At 70.9% G+C, this 15,041-nt stretch carries 18 protein-coding genes; 10 read left to right on the top strand and 8 right to left on the bottom strand.

Annotated features, from left to right (window positions below):
- Nucleotides 1-26 precede the first annotated feature (26 nt).
- Entirely contained in the window at nucleotides 27-563 is a 537-nt protein-coding gene (locus tag VF557_13745; protein HEX8081268.1) for a GNAT family N-acetyltransferase, read from the top strand.
- Between the two features lie 61 nt (nucleotides 564-624).
- Here VF557_13745 and VF557_13740 read toward each other — a convergent pair whose 3' ends face one another.
- Nucleotides 625-2,148: a wax ester/triacylglycerol synthase family O-acyltransferase gene (locus VF557_13740; GenBank protein HEX8081267.1), complete on the bottom strand. Its 1,524-nt coding sequence runs from the start codon at nucleotides 2,146-2,148 to the stop codon at nucleotides 625-627.
- 79 nt (nucleotides 2,149-2,227) lie between these two features.
- A complete protein-coding gene (locus VF557_13735; GenBank protein HEX8081266.1) occupies nucleotides 2,228-3,775 on the bottom strand; it encodes a UDP-N-acetylglucosamine 1-carboxyvinyltransferase in 1,548 nt (515 codons plus the stop codon).
- A gap of 107 nt (nucleotides 3,776-3,882) precedes the next feature.
- Here VF557_13735 and VF557_13730 point away from each other — a divergent pair, with 107 nt between their 5' ends.
- On the top strand, nucleotides 3,883-4,395 hold the full coding sequence (locus VF557_13730) for a DUF309 domain-containing protein (protein HEX8081265.1): 513 nt from the start codon (nucleotides 3,883-3,885) through the stop codon (nucleotides 4,393-4,395).
- A 31-nt stretch (nucleotides 4,396-4,426) separates the two neighbouring features.
- Here the strand turns inward: VF557_13730 and VF557_13725 are convergent, their stop codons facing one another.
- Together VF557_13725 and VF557_13720 are read right to left on the bottom strand one after the other, a co-directional pair.
- Nucleotides 4,427-4,966, bottom strand: coding sequence for a methylated-DNA--[protein]-cysteine S-methyltransferase (locus VF557_13725; GenBank protein HEX8081264.1), 540 nt, complete (start codon nucleotides 4,964-4,966; stop codon nucleotides 4,427-4,429).
- A gap of 146 nt (nucleotides 4,967-5,112) precedes the next feature.
- Nucleotides 5,113-5,316 carry a hypothetical protein gene (locus VF557_13720; GenBank protein ID HEX8081263.1) on the bottom strand — a complete coding sequence of 68 codons (204 nt, stop codon included), beginning with the start codon at nucleotides 5,314-5,316 and terminating at the stop codon, nucleotides 5,113-5,115.
- On the opposite strand from VF557_13720, the gene VF557_13715 reads away from it, so the two are divergent.
- From VF557_13715 to VF557_13700, 4 genes are all read left to right on the top strand, one after another.
- Complete coding sequence (locus tag VF557_13715; GenBank protein ID HEX8081262.1) at nucleotides 5,315-5,719, top strand: hypothetical protein; 405 nt, start codon at nucleotides 5,315-5,317, stop codon at nucleotides 5,717-5,719. The genes VF557_13720 and VF557_13715 overlap by 2 nt on opposite strands.
- A gap of 3 nt (nucleotides 5,720-5,722) precedes the next feature.
- On the top strand, nucleotides 5,723-6,220 hold the full coding sequence (locus VF557_13710) for a GNAT family N-acetyltransferase (GenBank protein HEX8081261.1): 498 nt from the start codon (nucleotides 5,723-5,725) through the stop codon (nucleotides 6,218-6,220).
- Between the two features lie 63 nt (nucleotides 6,221-6,283).
- A complete protein-coding gene (locus VF557_13705; protein ID HEX8081260.1) occupies nucleotides 6,284-6,742 on the top strand; it encodes a VOC family protein in 459 nt (152 codons plus the stop codon).
- Nucleotides 6,743-6,860: 118 nt separating this feature from the next.
- Nucleotides 6,861-7,151 carry a hypothetical protein gene (locus VF557_13700; GenBank protein HEX8081259.1) on the top strand — a complete coding sequence of 97 codons (291 nt, stop codon included), beginning with the start codon at nucleotides 6,861-6,863 and terminating at the stop codon, nucleotides 7,149-7,151.
- Between the two features lie 42 nt (nucleotides 7,152-7,193).
- Here the strand turns inward: VF557_13700 and VF557_13695 are convergent, their stop codons facing one another.
- Together VF557_13695 and VF557_13690 are read right to left on the bottom strand one after the other, a co-directional pair.
- The gene (locus VF557_13695; protein HEX8081258.1) at nucleotides 7,194-8,366 is read right to left on the bottom strand and encodes a hypothetical protein; all 1,173 of its coding nucleotides are present in this window, start codon (nucleotides 8,364-8,366) and stop codon (nucleotides 7,194-7,196) included.
- The gene (locus tag VF557_13690; protein ID HEX8081257.1) at nucleotides 8,363-8,857 is read right to left on the bottom strand and encodes a SigE family RNA polymerase sigma factor; all 495 of its coding nucleotides are present in this window, start codon (nucleotides 8,855-8,857) and stop codon (nucleotides 8,363-8,365) included. Before VF557_13690 ends, VF557_13695 begins: the two co-directional genes overlap by 4 nt.
- Before the next feature lie 106 nt (nucleotides 8,858-8,963).
- Between VF557_13690 and VF557_13685 the strand changes: the two genes are divergently transcribed.
- Nucleotides 8,964-9,257 (top strand): hypothetical protein, encoded by a 294-nt coding sequence (locus VF557_13685; protein ID HEX8081256.1) that lies wholly within the window; start codon nucleotides 8,964-8,966, stop codon nucleotides 9,255-9,257.
- 55 nt (nucleotides 9,258-9,312) lie between these two features.
- Here the strand turns inward: VF557_13685 and VF557_13680 are convergent, their stop codons facing one another.
- Both VF557_13680 and VF557_13675 read right to left on the bottom strand, forming a co-directional pair.
- Nucleotides 9,313-10,563, bottom strand: coding sequence for a hypothetical protein (locus VF557_13680; GenBank protein ID HEX8081255.1), 1,251 nt, complete (start codon nucleotides 10,561-10,563; stop codon nucleotides 9,313-9,315).
- Nucleotides 10,560-11,108: a sigma-70 family RNA polymerase sigma factor gene (locus VF557_13675; GenBank protein ID HEX8081254.1), complete on the bottom strand. Its 549-nt coding sequence runs from the start codon at nucleotides 11,106-11,108 to the stop codon at nucleotides 10,560-10,562. The genes VF557_13680 and VF557_13675 overlap by 4 nt, the downstream gene beginning before the upstream one ends.
- A 195-nt stretch (nucleotides 11,109-11,303) precedes the next feature.
- Between VF557_13675 and VF557_13670 the strand changes: the two genes are divergently transcribed.
- From VF557_13670 to VF557_13660, 3 genes are read left to right on the top strand one after another with little or no spacing between them, the layout of a single operon-like run.
- Nucleotides 11,304-12,326 (top strand): iron ABC transporter substrate-binding protein, encoded by a 1,023-nt coding sequence (locus VF557_13670; protein ID HEX8081253.1) that lies wholly within the window; start codon nucleotides 11,304-11,306, stop codon nucleotides 12,324-12,326.
- Between the two features lie 9 nt (nucleotides 12,327-12,335).
- Nucleotides 12,336-13,964 carry an iron ABC transporter permease gene (locus VF557_13665; GenBank protein HEX8081252.1) on the top strand — a complete coding sequence of 543 codons (1,629 nt, stop codon included), beginning with the start codon at nucleotides 12,336-12,338 and terminating at the stop codon, nucleotides 13,962-13,964.
- Nucleotides 13,961-15,022 (top strand): ABC transporter ATP-binding protein, encoded by a 1,062-nt coding sequence (locus tag VF557_13660; protein ID HEX8081251.1) that lies wholly within the window; start codon nucleotides 13,961-13,963, stop codon nucleotides 15,020-15,022. The genes VF557_13665 and VF557_13660 overlap by 4 nt, the downstream gene beginning before the upstream one ends.
- The last annotated feature ends 19 nt before the right edge of the window (nucleotides 15,023-15,041 follow it).

Genomic DNA, 15,041 nt, shown 5'->3' with positions numbered 1-15,041 from the left:
GCCCCGGATGGGACACAATCGCGGACATGAGCGAGCTGCTGCGGCTGGAACTGATGACCGAAGACCACCTCGCCGACTTCGAGCAGTTCCTCGACGATCCGGACGTGTTGAGGTTCACCCGGCTGCCTGATCCCCCGCCACCCGGCTACGCCACCGAGTGGTTCGACCGCTGCCTCATCGGCCGGCAGAACGGCACCATGGAGGTGTTCGCGGCGGTGGCTCCCGACGGGACGTTCCTCGGGATCGCCATAGCCCCGCACATCGACGCCGAAGCCCGCGAGATGGAGCTGGGCTGCATGGTCACCCGGGCGGCCCGGGGCCGGGGCGTGGCCACCGAGATGCTGCGCCAGCTGACGGACTGGGCCTTCACCGAGCGTCAGGTGCTGCGGGCCACCGTGCTCATGGACGTGAACCACGTGGCCTCGCAGCTGGTGGCCGCCCGGGCCGGTTACACCTTCGAGGGCGTGCTCCGGTCCGCCCACTTCAAGCAGGGCATCCGTTCCGACATCCAGCTCTGGTCCCGGCTGCCCACCGACGGCCCTGCCGGCGATCACGGCGACTGAGCGGCCGACGGTTGAGCGGCCGACGCCTGAGCGGCGAGCGGTTGAGCGGGGCGGACCGGACTCAGCCGACCGCCTGCTCCAGCGCGGTCAGCTCGTCCTCGAGGTAGCCGAGCATCCGCTGCAGGTGCGGGACGGTGCGCCGGCAGCCGGTCAGGCCGAAGGACAGCTCGTCGGCGTAGCTGGTGCAGGTGATGTTCAACGCCTGCCCGTGATAGGGGATGGACAGCGGGTAGATGCCGGCCAGCCGGGCGCCGTTGAGGTAGAGCGGGGCACGCGGGCCCGGCACGTTGGAGATGATCAGGTTGAACGGCGGCCGGAGCAGCTCGGCGTAGCCGGGAATCGACTGCAGCATCAGCGGGCTCATGCCCAGGCCGGTCATCGCCACGATCTGCAGCGGGGTCAGCTCCGACAGCGCCTGCTTGCCCTCCTTCATCGAGCGCCGCACCGTGTCCAACCGGTCAGCCGGCTCGGCGAGGTGAGTCCCGAGGTCGCACATCACCGCGCCGAGGGCGTTGCCCGATTCCCGGTGCCGGTCCCGGACCCGCAGCGCCACCGGCACCATCGCGATCAGCGGCGACTCGGGGAGGGCGTCGAAGCTGCTCAGGTAGGTGCGTAGCGCGCCCGAGCAGGTGGCGAGCACCACGTCGTTGACGGTGCAGCCGGCGCCCCGGCGGATCCGGTGGATCCGTTCCAGCGGCCAGGACTGGGCGGCGAACCGGCGCGAACCCGAGATCGGCACGTTGAGCATCGACCGGGGGGCCGCGAACGAGATCGGCGCGCCCTGGGCCTGCAGGCCGCGGTTGACGGTGCGCGCCAGCGCCGCCGGGATGCCCGCCACGTCGGCGGCGACGGCCCGGGTGGCGCGCAGCAGGTTGGCCACCACTTCTTCCGGACTCGGCTGGGCGGGCCCGTCCTGCCTCGCGGGCTCGTCCTGCCTCGCGGGCCCGTCCTGCCTCGCGGGCTCGTCCTGCCTCGCGGGCTCGTCCTGCCTCGCGGGTCCGTCCTGCTGAGCGGGTCCGTCCGGCTGGGCCGGTCCGTCCGGCCTCGCCGGCGCGGCCGGGCGCACGGGAGCCGGGCGGTTGGCCCAGGGCGGCGGCAGGTCGCGGGTGGCCGGGTCCTTGGTCAGGATCCGCTGCAGCAACCGCTGGGCCGACAACCCGTCCAGCAGCGCGTGGTGCACCTTGAGGTAGAGCGCGAACCGGCCGTCGGCCAGGCCCTCGATGAAGTGCAGCTCCCACAGCGGGCGTTGCCGGTCCAGCAGGGTGCCGTGCAGCCGCGAGCACAGCGCCAGCAGCTCCAGCACCCGGCCGGGCTGCGGCAGCGAGTTGTGCCGGACGTGGTGGCGCAGGTCGAACTGCCGGTCCTCTTCCCAGGCCCACTGGCCCGCGCTGGCAAGCGAGCGGCGGGCCCGTTTCTTGAACAGCGGCGCCACGTCGTCGCCGGAGCTCAGCTGCTCGAAGATCTCGCTGGCGCTGCCGGAGTCAGCGGCCGGCTCGAACAGCTCCAGGCCGCCGACGTGCATCGGTGTCTGCGGGGACTCGACGGAGAGGAACACCGAGTCCGTCGGTGACATCGGCAGCAGCACGCTGCGATCCTGTCACCGATGCCGGTGGATGCGAAACGCGGTCCTCGGGCCGGCCGCGCCAGCAGCGTCGGGTGGCGGGTCAGACGTCGCGGAACGGCTGGATGCTGGCCCCGAGCAGGTTCAACCGCTCTGCCAACTGCTCGTAGCCCCGGTCGATGACGTAGACGTTGCGCAGCAACGAGGTGCCCTTGGCCGCCAGCATCGCCAGCAGCACCACGACGGCCGGCCGCAGCGCCGGCGGGCAGATCACCTCGGTGCCCGACCAGTGGGTGGGCCCCTCGACATAGATCCGGTGCGGGTCCATCAGGGTCACCTTCGCGCCGAGCTTGGTCAGCTCGGTGAGGTACAGCGCGCGGTTGTCATAGACCCAGTCGTGGATCAGGGTCGAGCCCTGGGCGGTGGCGGCGATCAGCGCGAAGAACGGCAGGTTGTCGATGTTCAGGCCCGGAAACGGCATCGGGTGGATCTTGTCCAGCGGCGCGTGCAGCGTGGAGGGCAGCACGGTCAGGTCGATCAGCCGGGTCCGCCCGTTGGCGGCCGGGTACTCGGGGCTGCTGACGTAGCGCAGCCCCATCTCCTCCAGCAGTGACAGCTCGATCTCCATGAACTCGATCGGCACCCGGTTGATGGTGATCTCGGACCCCGTCACGATCGCGGCCGTCACCAGGCTCATCGCCTCGATCGGGTCCTCCGACGGCGAGTAGTCGACATCGCGGCGGATCTCGGGGACACCGTGCACCGTGAGGGTGGTGGTGCCGATTCCCTCGACCCGCACGCCCAGTTCGGTGAGAAAGAAGCACAGGTCCTGCACCATGTAGTTCGGGCTGGCATTGCGGATCACGGTGACGCCGACCCGGCGGGCGGCCGCCATCAGGGCGTTCTCGGTGACGGTGTCACCGCGCTCGGTCAGCACGATCGGCCGGGCCGGCACCACGGACGGGTCGACCTCGACCCGGTAGGCGCCCGCGGCGGCCTCGACCTGCACGCCGAAGGGCCGCAGCGCGGTCATGTGCGGCTCGACGGTCCTGGTGCCCAGCGCGCAGCCACCGGCGTAGGGCAGCTCGAAGGACTTCTCGAAGTGCATCAGCGGCGCCAGGAACATGATGATGCTGCGGGTGCGGCGGGCGGCCTCGAGGTTCATGCCGGCCAGGTTGAGCCGGGCCGGCGGCACGATCTCGAGGTCGTTGTCGGCGTTGAGCCAGCGGGTGCGGACCCCGATGCTGTTGAGCACCTCGAGGATCCGGTGCACCTCCTCGATCCGGGCCACCTTGCGCAGCACCGTGCGCCCCTCGTTGAGCAGCGAGGCGCAGAGCAGCCCGACGCCGGCGTTCTTGCTGGTCTTGACGTCGATGCTGCCGGACAGCTGCCGGCCGCCCTCGACCCTCAGGTGCGGCGGCCGGGCGCGGCCGATCGAGACGATCTCGGAGTCCAGGGCCTGGCTGATCCGGGTCAGCAGCTCCAGGCTGAGGTTCTGGTTGCCCTGCTCGATCCGGTTGATCGCGCTCTGCGACGTCCCCAGGGTCTCGGCCAGTTGGGCCTGCGTCCAGCCGCGGTTCTTCCGGGAATCGCGGATCAGCGTCCCCACCTGACGGGCGTAGTCCTTCGCGGCACCGACTTCATCAACCATGCCAGCGACGATATCTCATATATGAGGTTGGAAATCACTGGCTCGCGGAAGGCTCGCTCAACCCTTCAAGCCGACCGGCAGGCCCAGATCCGTGACAGGATTCCACGGTGAGCGAGCAGGATGACCGCCCCGCCGACCGGGACCGTGACGAGCGTGGCCGGCCCCTCAACGCCCGCCCCCGCGACGCGCTGGGCAGGCCACTGCGCTACGGCGCCGAAGGGGTCACCCGCCAGGTCGAGAACCTAGCGCGGTCCCCGGAGCAGGCGCTGGCCCAGGCTCAGCTGCTACTGGACGCCGGCCGGCCCTTCGAGGCGCATGAGGTGCTCGAGGACGCCTGGAAGGCCGCTCCGACCGCCGAGCGCGAGCTGTGGCGCGGCCTGGCTCAGCTGGCGGTGGGGCTGACCCACGCCGCCCGCGGCAACCAGGCCGGCGCGCTGAGGTTGATCGCCCGGGGCGCGGCCAATCTCGCCGGCTATCGGGACCGGCCGCCGCACCGCGTCGACGTGCCAGGCCTGCTGGCCTGGTCGGCGGCGAGCGCCGAACCCGCTGCGGGCGCGGCGGGCGACGAGGCGAGGCTGCGGCCGCCGCGGCTGACCACGCCGGACCCCGGCGGCAGCTGAGGGACCGCGCGGAACCGCGCAGAGCCCGCACTCAGAACAGGGTCGGCTCGTCGGCCGGCAGCGCGCCTTCCAGCTGCAGCATCCGGCGCTTGGTGGCCACCCCGCCGTTGGCCGAGAAGCCGTGCATCGAACCGTCGGCGGCCAGCACCCGGTGGCACGGCACGATGATCGGGCAGGGGTTGTGCCCCAGTGCCCGGCCGACCGCGCGGGCCGCGCCCGGCAGCCGCAGCTCGGTGGCGATCGCGCCGTAGGACAGCGTCGTGCCGGGCCGGATGCCGCGGGTCACCCGGTAGACGTCGCGGTGGAAGTCCCCGACGCCGGACAGGTCGAGCTCCACGTCGGCCAGGTCATCGCCCGAGCCGTCGAACAGCGCCGTGACCCGCTCGATCGTCTGGCGCACCGGCGCCGGCGGCTGCTGCTCACGGGCGCCGGGCAGCCGGCCGGCGATCCGGTGGCGTGTCCGCTCGGGGCTCGCCTCCGGCAGGTTCACGTCCACGATCCCGGCCTCGCTCCAGCCGAGCGCGCAACAGCCGATCGCGGTGTCGAAGAGGGTGAAACCGGCGGCGGTCATGATGGTTGCCAGCTTAGGGTGTCATCCGGTTGAGATCTCGCTGTGGCGAGCCCGTGGCCGGCCACAGTGCATGATTGTTCGGTGCGACCCAGAGAAGAGTGCGACATGAGAAGGACCGGCCCGGCACGTCGGCGTGCCCTGCTGGCTCAGCTGGCCCTGCTCGGACTGGCCGGCTCGGTCCTGATCGGTTGCGGCGATTCGGCCGGGCAGTCGGCCGCGCCGGCCGGATCACCGTCCGGTTCGGCCTCGCCGTCCGCTTCCGCTTCGCCGTCCAGCAGCGGCGTGATCGGCCCGAGCGCGCCGGCCTTCGCCTCGACCTCGGCCGGATCGCCGACAGATGTGATCTCCATGCCGAACTTCTTGATCAAGATGAACGCGGTGTGCTCGGCCATCGACGCCCAACGCCAGGCACTGCCGACCCCCGCCAGCCTCACCGACTTCGACACCCTCGTCCTCAATCTGAGTGGAACGCTGCGGCTGACGCCGGTCCTGATCTCCCAGGCGCAGCGGGTGATGAAGCCGTTCGCGCTGCGGGCCGAGCTGGAGAAGAACTGGCTCGCCCTCGAGCGAGCCGACTACGCGGAGGCCAAGCCGATCGTCGAGCGGATGATCGCCCACGCCCGGGCCCGGGACGCGGCGGCGGTGCAGGCCGACGCCGACGACCTGGCGACGGCGTCGAACCACAGCGGCGTCCTGAAGGCCTATCTCGACGAGTTCGGCCTGCCCAGCTGCGGCCATCTGCACGCGTACTAGCCCGTGAATGCCGCACGCCCCGCCGGCCCGCCGGCCGGCTGGCTGGTCACCCCGCTGCGGCCGGCCGACCGGCCGGTCTGGGAACAGCTCTACCGCGGCTACGGCGACTTCTACGAGGTGGCGATGCCGCGGCAGAAGCTGGACCGGGTGTGGGCGTGGCTGCAGGACGGAGCCCACGGGGTGCAGGCCCTCGTGGTGCGACCGGGGCTCGATCTGCCGCCTGCCGGGCTGGCGCACTACCGGCCGTTCGCGCGGCCCCTGCACGGCTCGGTCGGCTGCTACCTCGACGATCTCTACGTCGAGCCGGCGGCACGCGGAACCGGGGCGGTGGACGCGCTGCTGGCCGAGCTGCGTGCGCTGGCGAGCCGGCACGGATGGGACGTGATCCGCTGGATAACCTCCGAGACCAACCTGACCGCCCGCTCCACCTATGACCGGCTGGCCGGCCGGACCGGATACCTCACCTACGACATGCCGCCGGACGCATCGCCATCGGACTGAGCAGCACCACCTGAATCGAGTTCCGCCGGCCGGACCGAACCCAGCCCTGAATCGAGGACGTCCATGGCCACCGAGTTCCAGGTCACCATCGATTGCGCGGAGCCGGCCCGGCTGGCGCGGTTCTGGTGCGAGGCGCTGCACTACGTGCCCGAGCCGCCGCCGGCCGGCTACGACAGCTGGTACGGCTACCTGCGCGGCATCGGGGTGCCCGAGGACGAGCTCGAGGACGGCCCCGACGGCGACTACTGCGACTCGGTCATCGACCCGGCCGGCCGGGGGCCGCGGCTCTGGTTCCAGATCGTGCCCGAGGCCAAGCTGGCCAAGAACCGGCTGCACCTGGACCTCGACGTCGGGGGCGGCCGCCGCGCCCCGCTCGACGAGCGGCGGCGCCGGGTCCGGGCCGAGGCGGACCGGCTGGTCAAGGCCGGCGCCCGGCAGCTGAGCGTGCTCGACCAGGACGGCCTGGAGCATGTCGGAATCGTGATGCAGGACCCGGAGGGCAACGAATTCTGCCTGCACTGACGATTCCTGGCGCCACGTCAGGGTGGCAGGCGCCGGGGCCGTGAACAACCCTCTCGGTCAGCTCTTGCGTTGGTCAATTCGGTGCTTTTTACCGTCCCAGCGGCCTAGGCTCGCCGGCATGAACAACTATGGTGCGGACCTCGTGGCGGGAGAACGGCGCGAGGAACTGATCGCGGCGCTCCTGGAGGCCAAGCTGTCACCAGCGGCCGACGGAGTGGTCCGGCTGAACATGGATCTGCCGGTGAACTGCCCGCTGATCCGGGCCCTGATGCGGGTCGAGGCCGAGCTGATCCTGATGGACGCCGAAGCCATGGCCCACGGCCGTTTCGAGCACCGCACCAGCGATCAGCGCCGGGCCGACGCCTTCATGGCACTGGCCCTGCGCGCCGCCGACATCCCCGGCAACTAGCAGTCGCATCGGCCGGCTGTACTCGCAGTCGGGACGTGGGGGTCACGGAAGCTTCACCAGGTGCCCAAAATCGCGGGTGAACGCCGGAGTTCGAGAGACCAGTGTGAGCTTGCCGGCTGCGCCGGCGCGGAAGGTGATCCGGCAGCGGATCAGGTACGTGTGATCCGCTCGGGCCAGGAAGGGCTCGGGACAGCTTCCGGAGGCTACGTCCTGAAATGTCATCGACACGACGGAGACCGGATACTGGAAGCGAGACACGACGTACTTCACGGTGAACGGATAACTCTTGCCCGGTGTCGGCTTGCCTGAGTAGTCCTTCACACCGTTGAAATCCCTGACATACGGCTGGCCGAGATGACTGTCGAGGTCGGCGTCGTCCTGCTCTGACACCGGTCCGACCGAGACCCCAGCCACCTTGCTTGCCTCCGGGATGCCAGCCAAGTCCCCCACTTCGCCGCTGAGCGGCAACACCATCTCACCCCATCCGCTGGAGCCAATCGTAGTGATTACCAGCTGACCGGCTGACTCAGGCAGGAAGGTCATTTCGCAGCGGATCAGGTAGGTGTGACCCGGTCGGACCAGGAAGGGCCTGGGGCAGCTTCCCGCGGCGACGTCCCGCAGCACTATCAGTAGGGCGGACACCGAACGCTCCGCCTCCGGCACGACGTATTTCAGGGTGAACGAATAACTCTTGCCCGGCACCGGCTTCAGGTCGCGGAAGTCACGGACGAACGGGCCCGCGGAGCCGGTGAACTTGACCGACTGGCCCGCGTACGTGGAGGCGGCGTCCTCGGCTGACACCGGCCCGACCGAGACCCCAGGCACCTCGGTCGCCTCCGGGGCGTCGGGCACGTCAGCGAGGGTGGTTGGAGTCGCGTACCTCGGGCCTGGATGGGGGCACCAGGTCACCGAGTCATTCGGGCCCGGGTCGATGGACTTCGAGATCGAGGGCGTCGGGCTGGTGGAGTCTGGGTCTGATCGCCGGTCGCGGTCGGAGCTGATGATCAGCATGGTGCCGATTGCCAGCAGCGCGGCCACGGTGGCGGCCAGCAGCGGGACGCTCCAGGCAGCCACCGGATGGGGCGAAGGCCGCTCGGCCAGCCGTGACAGGTCCAGCGGCGGCGCCGAGCGGTGGCCGGTGAGCTCGACGTCGACGGCGGAGTTGACCAGGTCCTTGATGCGGGCGTCCAGGATGGTGGTGTCGGTGTCGTTCACGAGTGCCCTCCGAGGGTGGCGCGCAAGGTGGCCAGGCCGCGGCTGGCCGCCGAGCGGACGTGCCCGGGCGACATGCCGGTCGCGTCGGCGATCTCAGAGTCGCTGAGGTCGGCCAGGAAGCGCAGGGTCAACACCTCGCGCTGCCTGGCGGGCAGGACCGCCAGCGCCCGGCGGGCCGCCTGCTGATCGGCTGAGCGCAGCGACGGTTCGTCAGCCGGCGGGGCGTGCTCGTCCTCGCGACGCTGCCCCAGCCAGGTCCGCACCGTCCGACGCCGGCGCAGCGCCGAGCGGGCCCCGTTGACCACGCTGACCCGCAGGTAGCGCACCGCCGCACCGGGTTCGGCGAGCGTCGCCGTGCTGCGGTACAGGCCGGCGAAGGCGTCCTGCACCACGTCCTCGGCCGAGCTGACGTCATCGACGAGCCCCTGGGCCAGCCGGATCATCGGCCACCACTGGGTGCGGTAAAGCTCGTCGAAGTCAAACCCGCCCACCGGCGCAGGCGCCCGCCGGTCCGCGCGCGACCGGCCCGTGATCGAGCCCATCACGCGCTCGAGCCCGAGAAGTCCATCAGGGCCACCTCTTCGCTTCGCAACGTTAGTGAGCTATGGACGCATCACCACCAGTTTTGTTGCACGCACCGCGATGCTGTCGAACGCCCCGATTCCCGCGCGGCGGACTACCTCGCGGCCAGTGCAGCTAGGCCGGCTGAACATGGATCTGCCGGTGAACTGCCCACTGATCCGGGCCCTGATGCGGGTCGAGGCCGAGCTGATCCTGATGGACGCCGAAGCCATGGCCCACGGCCGTTTCGAGCACCGCACCAGCGATCAGCGCCGGGGCGACGCCTTCATGGAATTGGCCCTGCGCGCCGCCGACGTCCGCGGCAACTAGCGTCCCGCTGCGCCGAACCACCTCACGGCCAGCGCGGCTCGCAGGGACGAGTCGACTAGTAAGGCCGGGTCAGCTGTTGCGCCTCCGATCCTCCGGCGGGAGATCGCATCGCAGCCCACATGCTGCTGCCCCCGGCGGCCAGAAAGGTCACCTCGCAGCGGAGCAGGTACGTGTGGTTCGGTTGGATCAGGAACGGCTTCGGGCAGCTCCCGGAGGCGACGCGTTGGAAGGACAGCCACAGGACGGTATCCGGAGCGGCGGAATGCGCGACGTACTTCACGGTGAACCGGTACCTCTTGCCCGGCACCGGCTTGTCAGGGAAACCACCTGAACCGGCGGAATCGTCGATCGTCGGGCCGGCATTGACCCCGTCCCGGTGTAGGGCGGCGTCCTGTTCTGACACCGGACCGACCCACACCCCAGCTGTCTCGCTCGCCTCCCGGGCGCCGGCCGCTGCCTCGGCGTAGGTGGGAAAGTTCTCCGGATCCGGCTCCGGGCCGACGCAGTTCGACAATGCCGGTGACACCGACGGCCACGGCGGCAACACCACCTTGCTGGGTGGTTTCCCGACCGGCGGGCCGTTGAGGTTGAACGTGGCACTCGTCGTTCCGGTGAGTTCTCGATCGACGAACGTCGCCTTGCCGACGGTGCCGGCCTGGAGATCCACTCGGCAATGGATCAGGTAGGTGTGCCCCGGCCGGGCCACGAAGGGCTGGGGGCAGCTTCCGGAGGCGCCGTCGTGCAGGTCGCTCGACACGACCGAAGCCAGCCGGTCCGGCGCGACGGATGCCGGCTTGCTGACGGGCCCTACCACGTACCTGACGGTGATCGGGTAGAGCTTGCCCAATGCTGGCGGCTTGGGAACAGGAACGGGCATGGACCACAAGCCGGAGTCCTTGTACTGGACGGCTTCCTGGGCCGACACCGGCCCCACCGAGACGCCGGCGACCTCGCTCGCCTCCCGGGCGCCGGCCAACGCCTGGGAGTACGCGCGAGCTGCCGCTTCCCGGTCCGGACTGATGGATTTCGACACCGACGCCGACGCTGACGGCGCCGGGCTGGGCGAGTTCCCGGGCGGGCTGGAAGGCTTGTCGCGTTCGAAACCGATTGTCACAAGCGTCCCCACCGCCAGCAGCGCCGCCACCACGGCGGCCAGCACCGGGACGCTCCACCGGGCCACCGGATGGGCCGAAGGCCGCTCAGCCAACCGGGACCGGTCCAGCGGCGGCACCGCGCGGGGGGCCTCGAGTTCGCGATCGACGGCGGAGTTGATCAGGTCCTTGATGGTGGTGTCGAGGTCGTTCACAACTGCCCTCCAAGGGTGGCGCGCAAGGTGGCCAGGCCGCGGCTGGCGGCAGAGCGCACGTGCCCGGCTGACATGCCGGTCGCGTCGGCGATCTCGGAGTCGCTGAGGTCGGCCAGGAAGCGCAGGGTCAACACCTCGCGCTGCCTGGCGGGCAGGACCACCAGCGCCCGGCGGGCCGCCTCCTGCTCAGCCGAGCGCAGCGACCGCTCGTCGGCGGCCGGCGCGTGCTCATCCGCACGCGCCTGGCCCAGCCAGGTCCGGACCGTGCGGCGTCGGCGCAGCGCCGAGCGGGCCCCGTTGACCACGCTGACCCGCAGGTAGCGCACCGCCGCACCGGGTTCGGCGAGCGCTGTCGTGCTGCGGTACAGGCCGGCGAAGGCGTCCTGCACCACGTCCTCAGCGGAGCTGACGTCATCGACGAGCCCCTGGGCCAGCCGGATCATCGGCCACCACTGGGCCCGGTAGAGCGCGTCGAAGTGGCCGTCGGCCATCAGATCAGACACCGGCCGGTCAACGGCCGGCCGGCCGGTGATCGAGCCCGTCATGCGGTCGCGTCCATCAGATCCACCTCGTCGCCGGCAACGCTAGTGCGCTATGTCAGCTATGGACGCATGACGGCAGGATTTGTTGCACGGGTGGCGATCAGGTCGATCGACATGACCCACGAAGCGGCCAACCCCCATGGACCAGCGTTCCTCCGGGTATGTAAGGTTACCCTTACCTAACCTGGAGGGTTGTTCATGAAGTCTCGTACGAAGCGGGTCGCCCTGGCCGCCTCGGTGGTTGCCACGGCACTCGCGCTGACCGGCTGCGGTTCGGACAACGACGCCGGCGGCAGCGACACGCTGACCGTCTACAACGCCCAGCACGAGTCGCTCACCAAGGAGTGGATCGACGCCTTCACCAAGGAGTCCGGCATCAAGGTCGAGATGCGCCAGGGCGACGACTTCGAGATGGCAAACCAGATCAAGCAGGAGGGCGAGGACTCCCCGGCCGACGTCTTCCTCACCGAGAACTCCCCGGCCATGACGGTCGTCGAGAACGCCGGCCTGTTCGCCGACATCGACGACGCCACGCTGGCCCAGGTGCCGAGCCAGTACCAGCCGTCCACCGGCAAGTGGGTCGGCATCGCCGCCCGCTCGACGGTGTTCGTCCACAACAGCAAGCTGACCGAGGCGCAGCTGCCGAAGTCGATGATGGATCTGGCCGATCCGAAGTGGAAGGGCAAGTGGGGCGCCTCGCCGTCCGGCGCTGACTTCCAGGCCATCGTCAGCGCGATGCTCGAGCTCGAGGGCGCCGAGGCCACCCAGTCCTGGCTGGACGCCATGAAGACCAACTTCAAGCAGTACAAGGGCAACATCGCGGTGATGAAGGCGGTCAACGCCGGCCAGATCGACGGCGGCATCATCTACCACTACTACTTCGCCGGCGACCAGTCCAAGACCAAGGAGAACAGCAAGAACACCAAGCTGCACTTCTTCGGCAACCAGGACCCGGGCGCCTTCGTGAGCCTGTCCGGCGGTGGCGTGCTGAAGTCCAGCGACAACGCCGAGGCCGCGCAGCAGTTCCTGAAGTTCGTCACCGGCAAGACCGGCCAGCAGGTGCTGCAGAACGGCACCTCGTTCGAGTACCCGGTCGGCAGCGGCGTCGCGGCCAACGCCGCGCTCAAGCCGCTGACCGAACTGGACGAGCCCGACATCGACGAGGCCAAGCTCAACGGACCCGAGGTCGTCGAGATGATGACCAAGGCCGGGCTTCTCTAGCATCGCCCCGTGCCCACCGCCCTGTCCCCACCCGACGCCGCGATCACCGCGGACCGGCAGCGCCCCGGCCTGCCGGTCCGCGGTGGCGTCCGGGGCAGGGTGGGCCGGCCTGGTCTGAGCCGCCGGGCGCCGGTCGGGGTGCTGATCGCGGCCTTGGTGGTCTCGGCGCTGTCGCTGATCCCGCTGGGCTACGTCCTGGTGCAGACCGTGGCCACCGGCTGGGACCAGGCCTACGCCCTGATCGTGCGCCCCCGGGTCGGCGAGCTGCTGCGGCACACCACGGCGCTGGTGGCCACCACCGTCACCGGCAGCGTGCTGATCGGGGTGGCGGCCGCCTGGCTGGTCGAGCGGACCGACCTGCCGCTGCGCCGGTTGTGGGCCGTGCTGTTCGCGATGCCGCTGGCGGTACCGGCCTTCGTCACCAGCTACGGCTGGGTGTCGCTGTTCCCCACCATCGAGGGGCTGCGCGGCGCGACCCTGATCACCACGCTCGCCTACTTCCCGTTCGTGTACCTGCCGGTGGCGGCGGTACTGCGGCGGCTGGACCCGGCGCTGGAGGAGTCGGCCCGCTCGCTCGGGCACTCACCGGTCCGGGTGCTGTCCCGGGTGGTGCTGCCGCAACTGCGCACCGCCATCCTCGGTGGCGCGCTGCTGGTGGGACTGCACCTGCTGGCCGAGTACGGCGCGCTGCAGATGATCCGCTACTCCACCTTCACCACCGCGATCATGGAGCAGTACGAGTCCACCTTCAACGGCGCCGCGGCCACCATGCTGGCCACCGTGCTGGTCAGCCTGTGCCTGCTGCTGCTCACCCTCGATGTGCTGCTGCGCGGCCGGGGGCGCTATGCCCGGCTCGGCTCCGGCGCGTCCCGGCCGGCCCCGCGGGTCCGGCTGGGCCGGACCAGGCCGCTGGCCCTGCTGGCGGCAGCGGCGGTCTGCGGCGCGGCGATCGGGGTGCCGTTCGTGAGCGTCGGACGCTGGCTGATGCTCGGCGGCGGCGCGCTCTGGACGGCGCCGGAGCTGCCGCTGGCCCTGCTCAGCACGCTCACCCTGGGGCTGTACGCCGCGGTGCTGACGACGGCGGTCGCGCTGCCGGTGGCCTGGCTGGCGGTGCGCCACCGCGGCTGGGGCTCGACCCTGATGGAGCGCTGCACCTACCTCGCCAGCGCGATGCCCGGCATCGTGGTGGCGCTGGCCTTCGTGACCGTGGCGATCCGCTATGCCCGGCCGATCTACCAGAGCACCCTGCTGATCGTGGTGGCCTACGCCCTGCTGTTCCTGCCCCGGGCGATGGTCAGCCTGCGGGCCGGCATCGAGCAGGCGCCGCCCGAACTCGAGGAGGCGGCCAAGGCGCTGGGCAGCCCGCCGTCGCGGGTGTTCGGCCGGGTCACCCTGCCGCTGCTCGCGCCGGCTCTGGCGGCCGGCGCCGCCCTGGTGTTCATGGCGGTGGTCACCGAGCTGACCGCGACGCTGCTGCTGGCGCCGACCGGCACCCGGACGCTGGCCACCGAGTTCTGGTCGCTCAGTTCGGAGATCGACTATGCCGGGGCGGCGCCGTACGCGATGCTGATGATCGTGCTGTCCGTCCCGGTGTCGTGGTTCCTGCTGGTGCAGTCGCACCGGATGGCCGGCCGGTGAGCGCGCTGACGGTCCGCCGGGTGCACAGCGCCTACGGCCCGGTGCCGGTGCTCAGGGGCATCGACCTCGACATCGCCGACGGCGGCACCACCGCGATCGTCGGGCCGTCCGGATGCGGCAAGACGACGCTGTTGCGGGTGATCGCCGGTTTCGAACGCCCCGACCCCGGCTCGGTGTTCATCGGGGACCGGCAGGTCTGCGGCGACGGCGTCTGGGTGCCGCCGCACCGGCGCGGGCTCGGCTACGTCGCGCAGGACGGGGCGCTGTTCCCGCACCTGACGGTGGCCCAGAACATCGCCTTCGGCCTGCCCCGCACCGAGCGCCGGTCCCGGGCCCGGATCACCGAGCTGCTCGAGCTGGTGAGCCTTGACCCGGACTACGCCGACCGCAGGCCCGACCAGCTCTCCGGCGGCCAGCAGCAGCGGGTGTCCCTGGCCCGGGCGGTGGCGCCGCGGCCGGCCCTGGTGCTGCTGGACGAGCCGTTCAGCGCGCTGGACGCCGGGCTGCGCGCCAGCACCCGGGCCGCGGTGGCCGAGGCGCTGGCCGAGCAGGGCGTGACCACGCTGCTGGTCACCCACGACCAGTCCGAGGCGCTGTCGTTCGCCGACCAGGTGGGCGTGATGAGCGCCGGCCGGTTGACCCAGATCGGCCCGCCGCGCCAGATCTACGAGGCGCCGCTGGACCTGGCCACGGCCGCCTTCGTCGGTGACGCGGTCACTCTCGCGGGCGCGCTGGCCGGCTCGGTCGCCGAGTGCGCGCTGGGCAGCGTGCCGATCCAGCCGCCGGCGACCGGGGACGGCACCGGCACCGGCACCGTGATGCTGCGTCCGGAGCAGATCGAGCTCACCGACTCCTCCTCCGACGGCGATGACCTGGCCGTCTTCGGCGTCGTGGAGGACGTCGACTACTACGGCCACGACACGATGGTGACGATCCGGCTGGACGAGCCGCGCTCCAGCGTGATCAGCCTGCGGCACACCGGGACGGCCGCGCCCGCCACCGGCGACAAGGTGGGGCTGCGGGTACGGGGCCCGGCGCGCTGGTTCCCGGCCGACTGAGCTGGTTCCGGCCGGCTGA

This window comes from Jatrophihabitans sp., assembly GCA_036389035.1.
Lineage (GTDB): Bacteria > Actinomycetota > Actinomycetes > Mycobacteriales > Jatrophihabitantaceae > Jatrophihabitans_A.
Note: the sequence above shows the minus strand (reverse complement) of the source record. Positions and strands in the feature narration are given on the sequence as shown.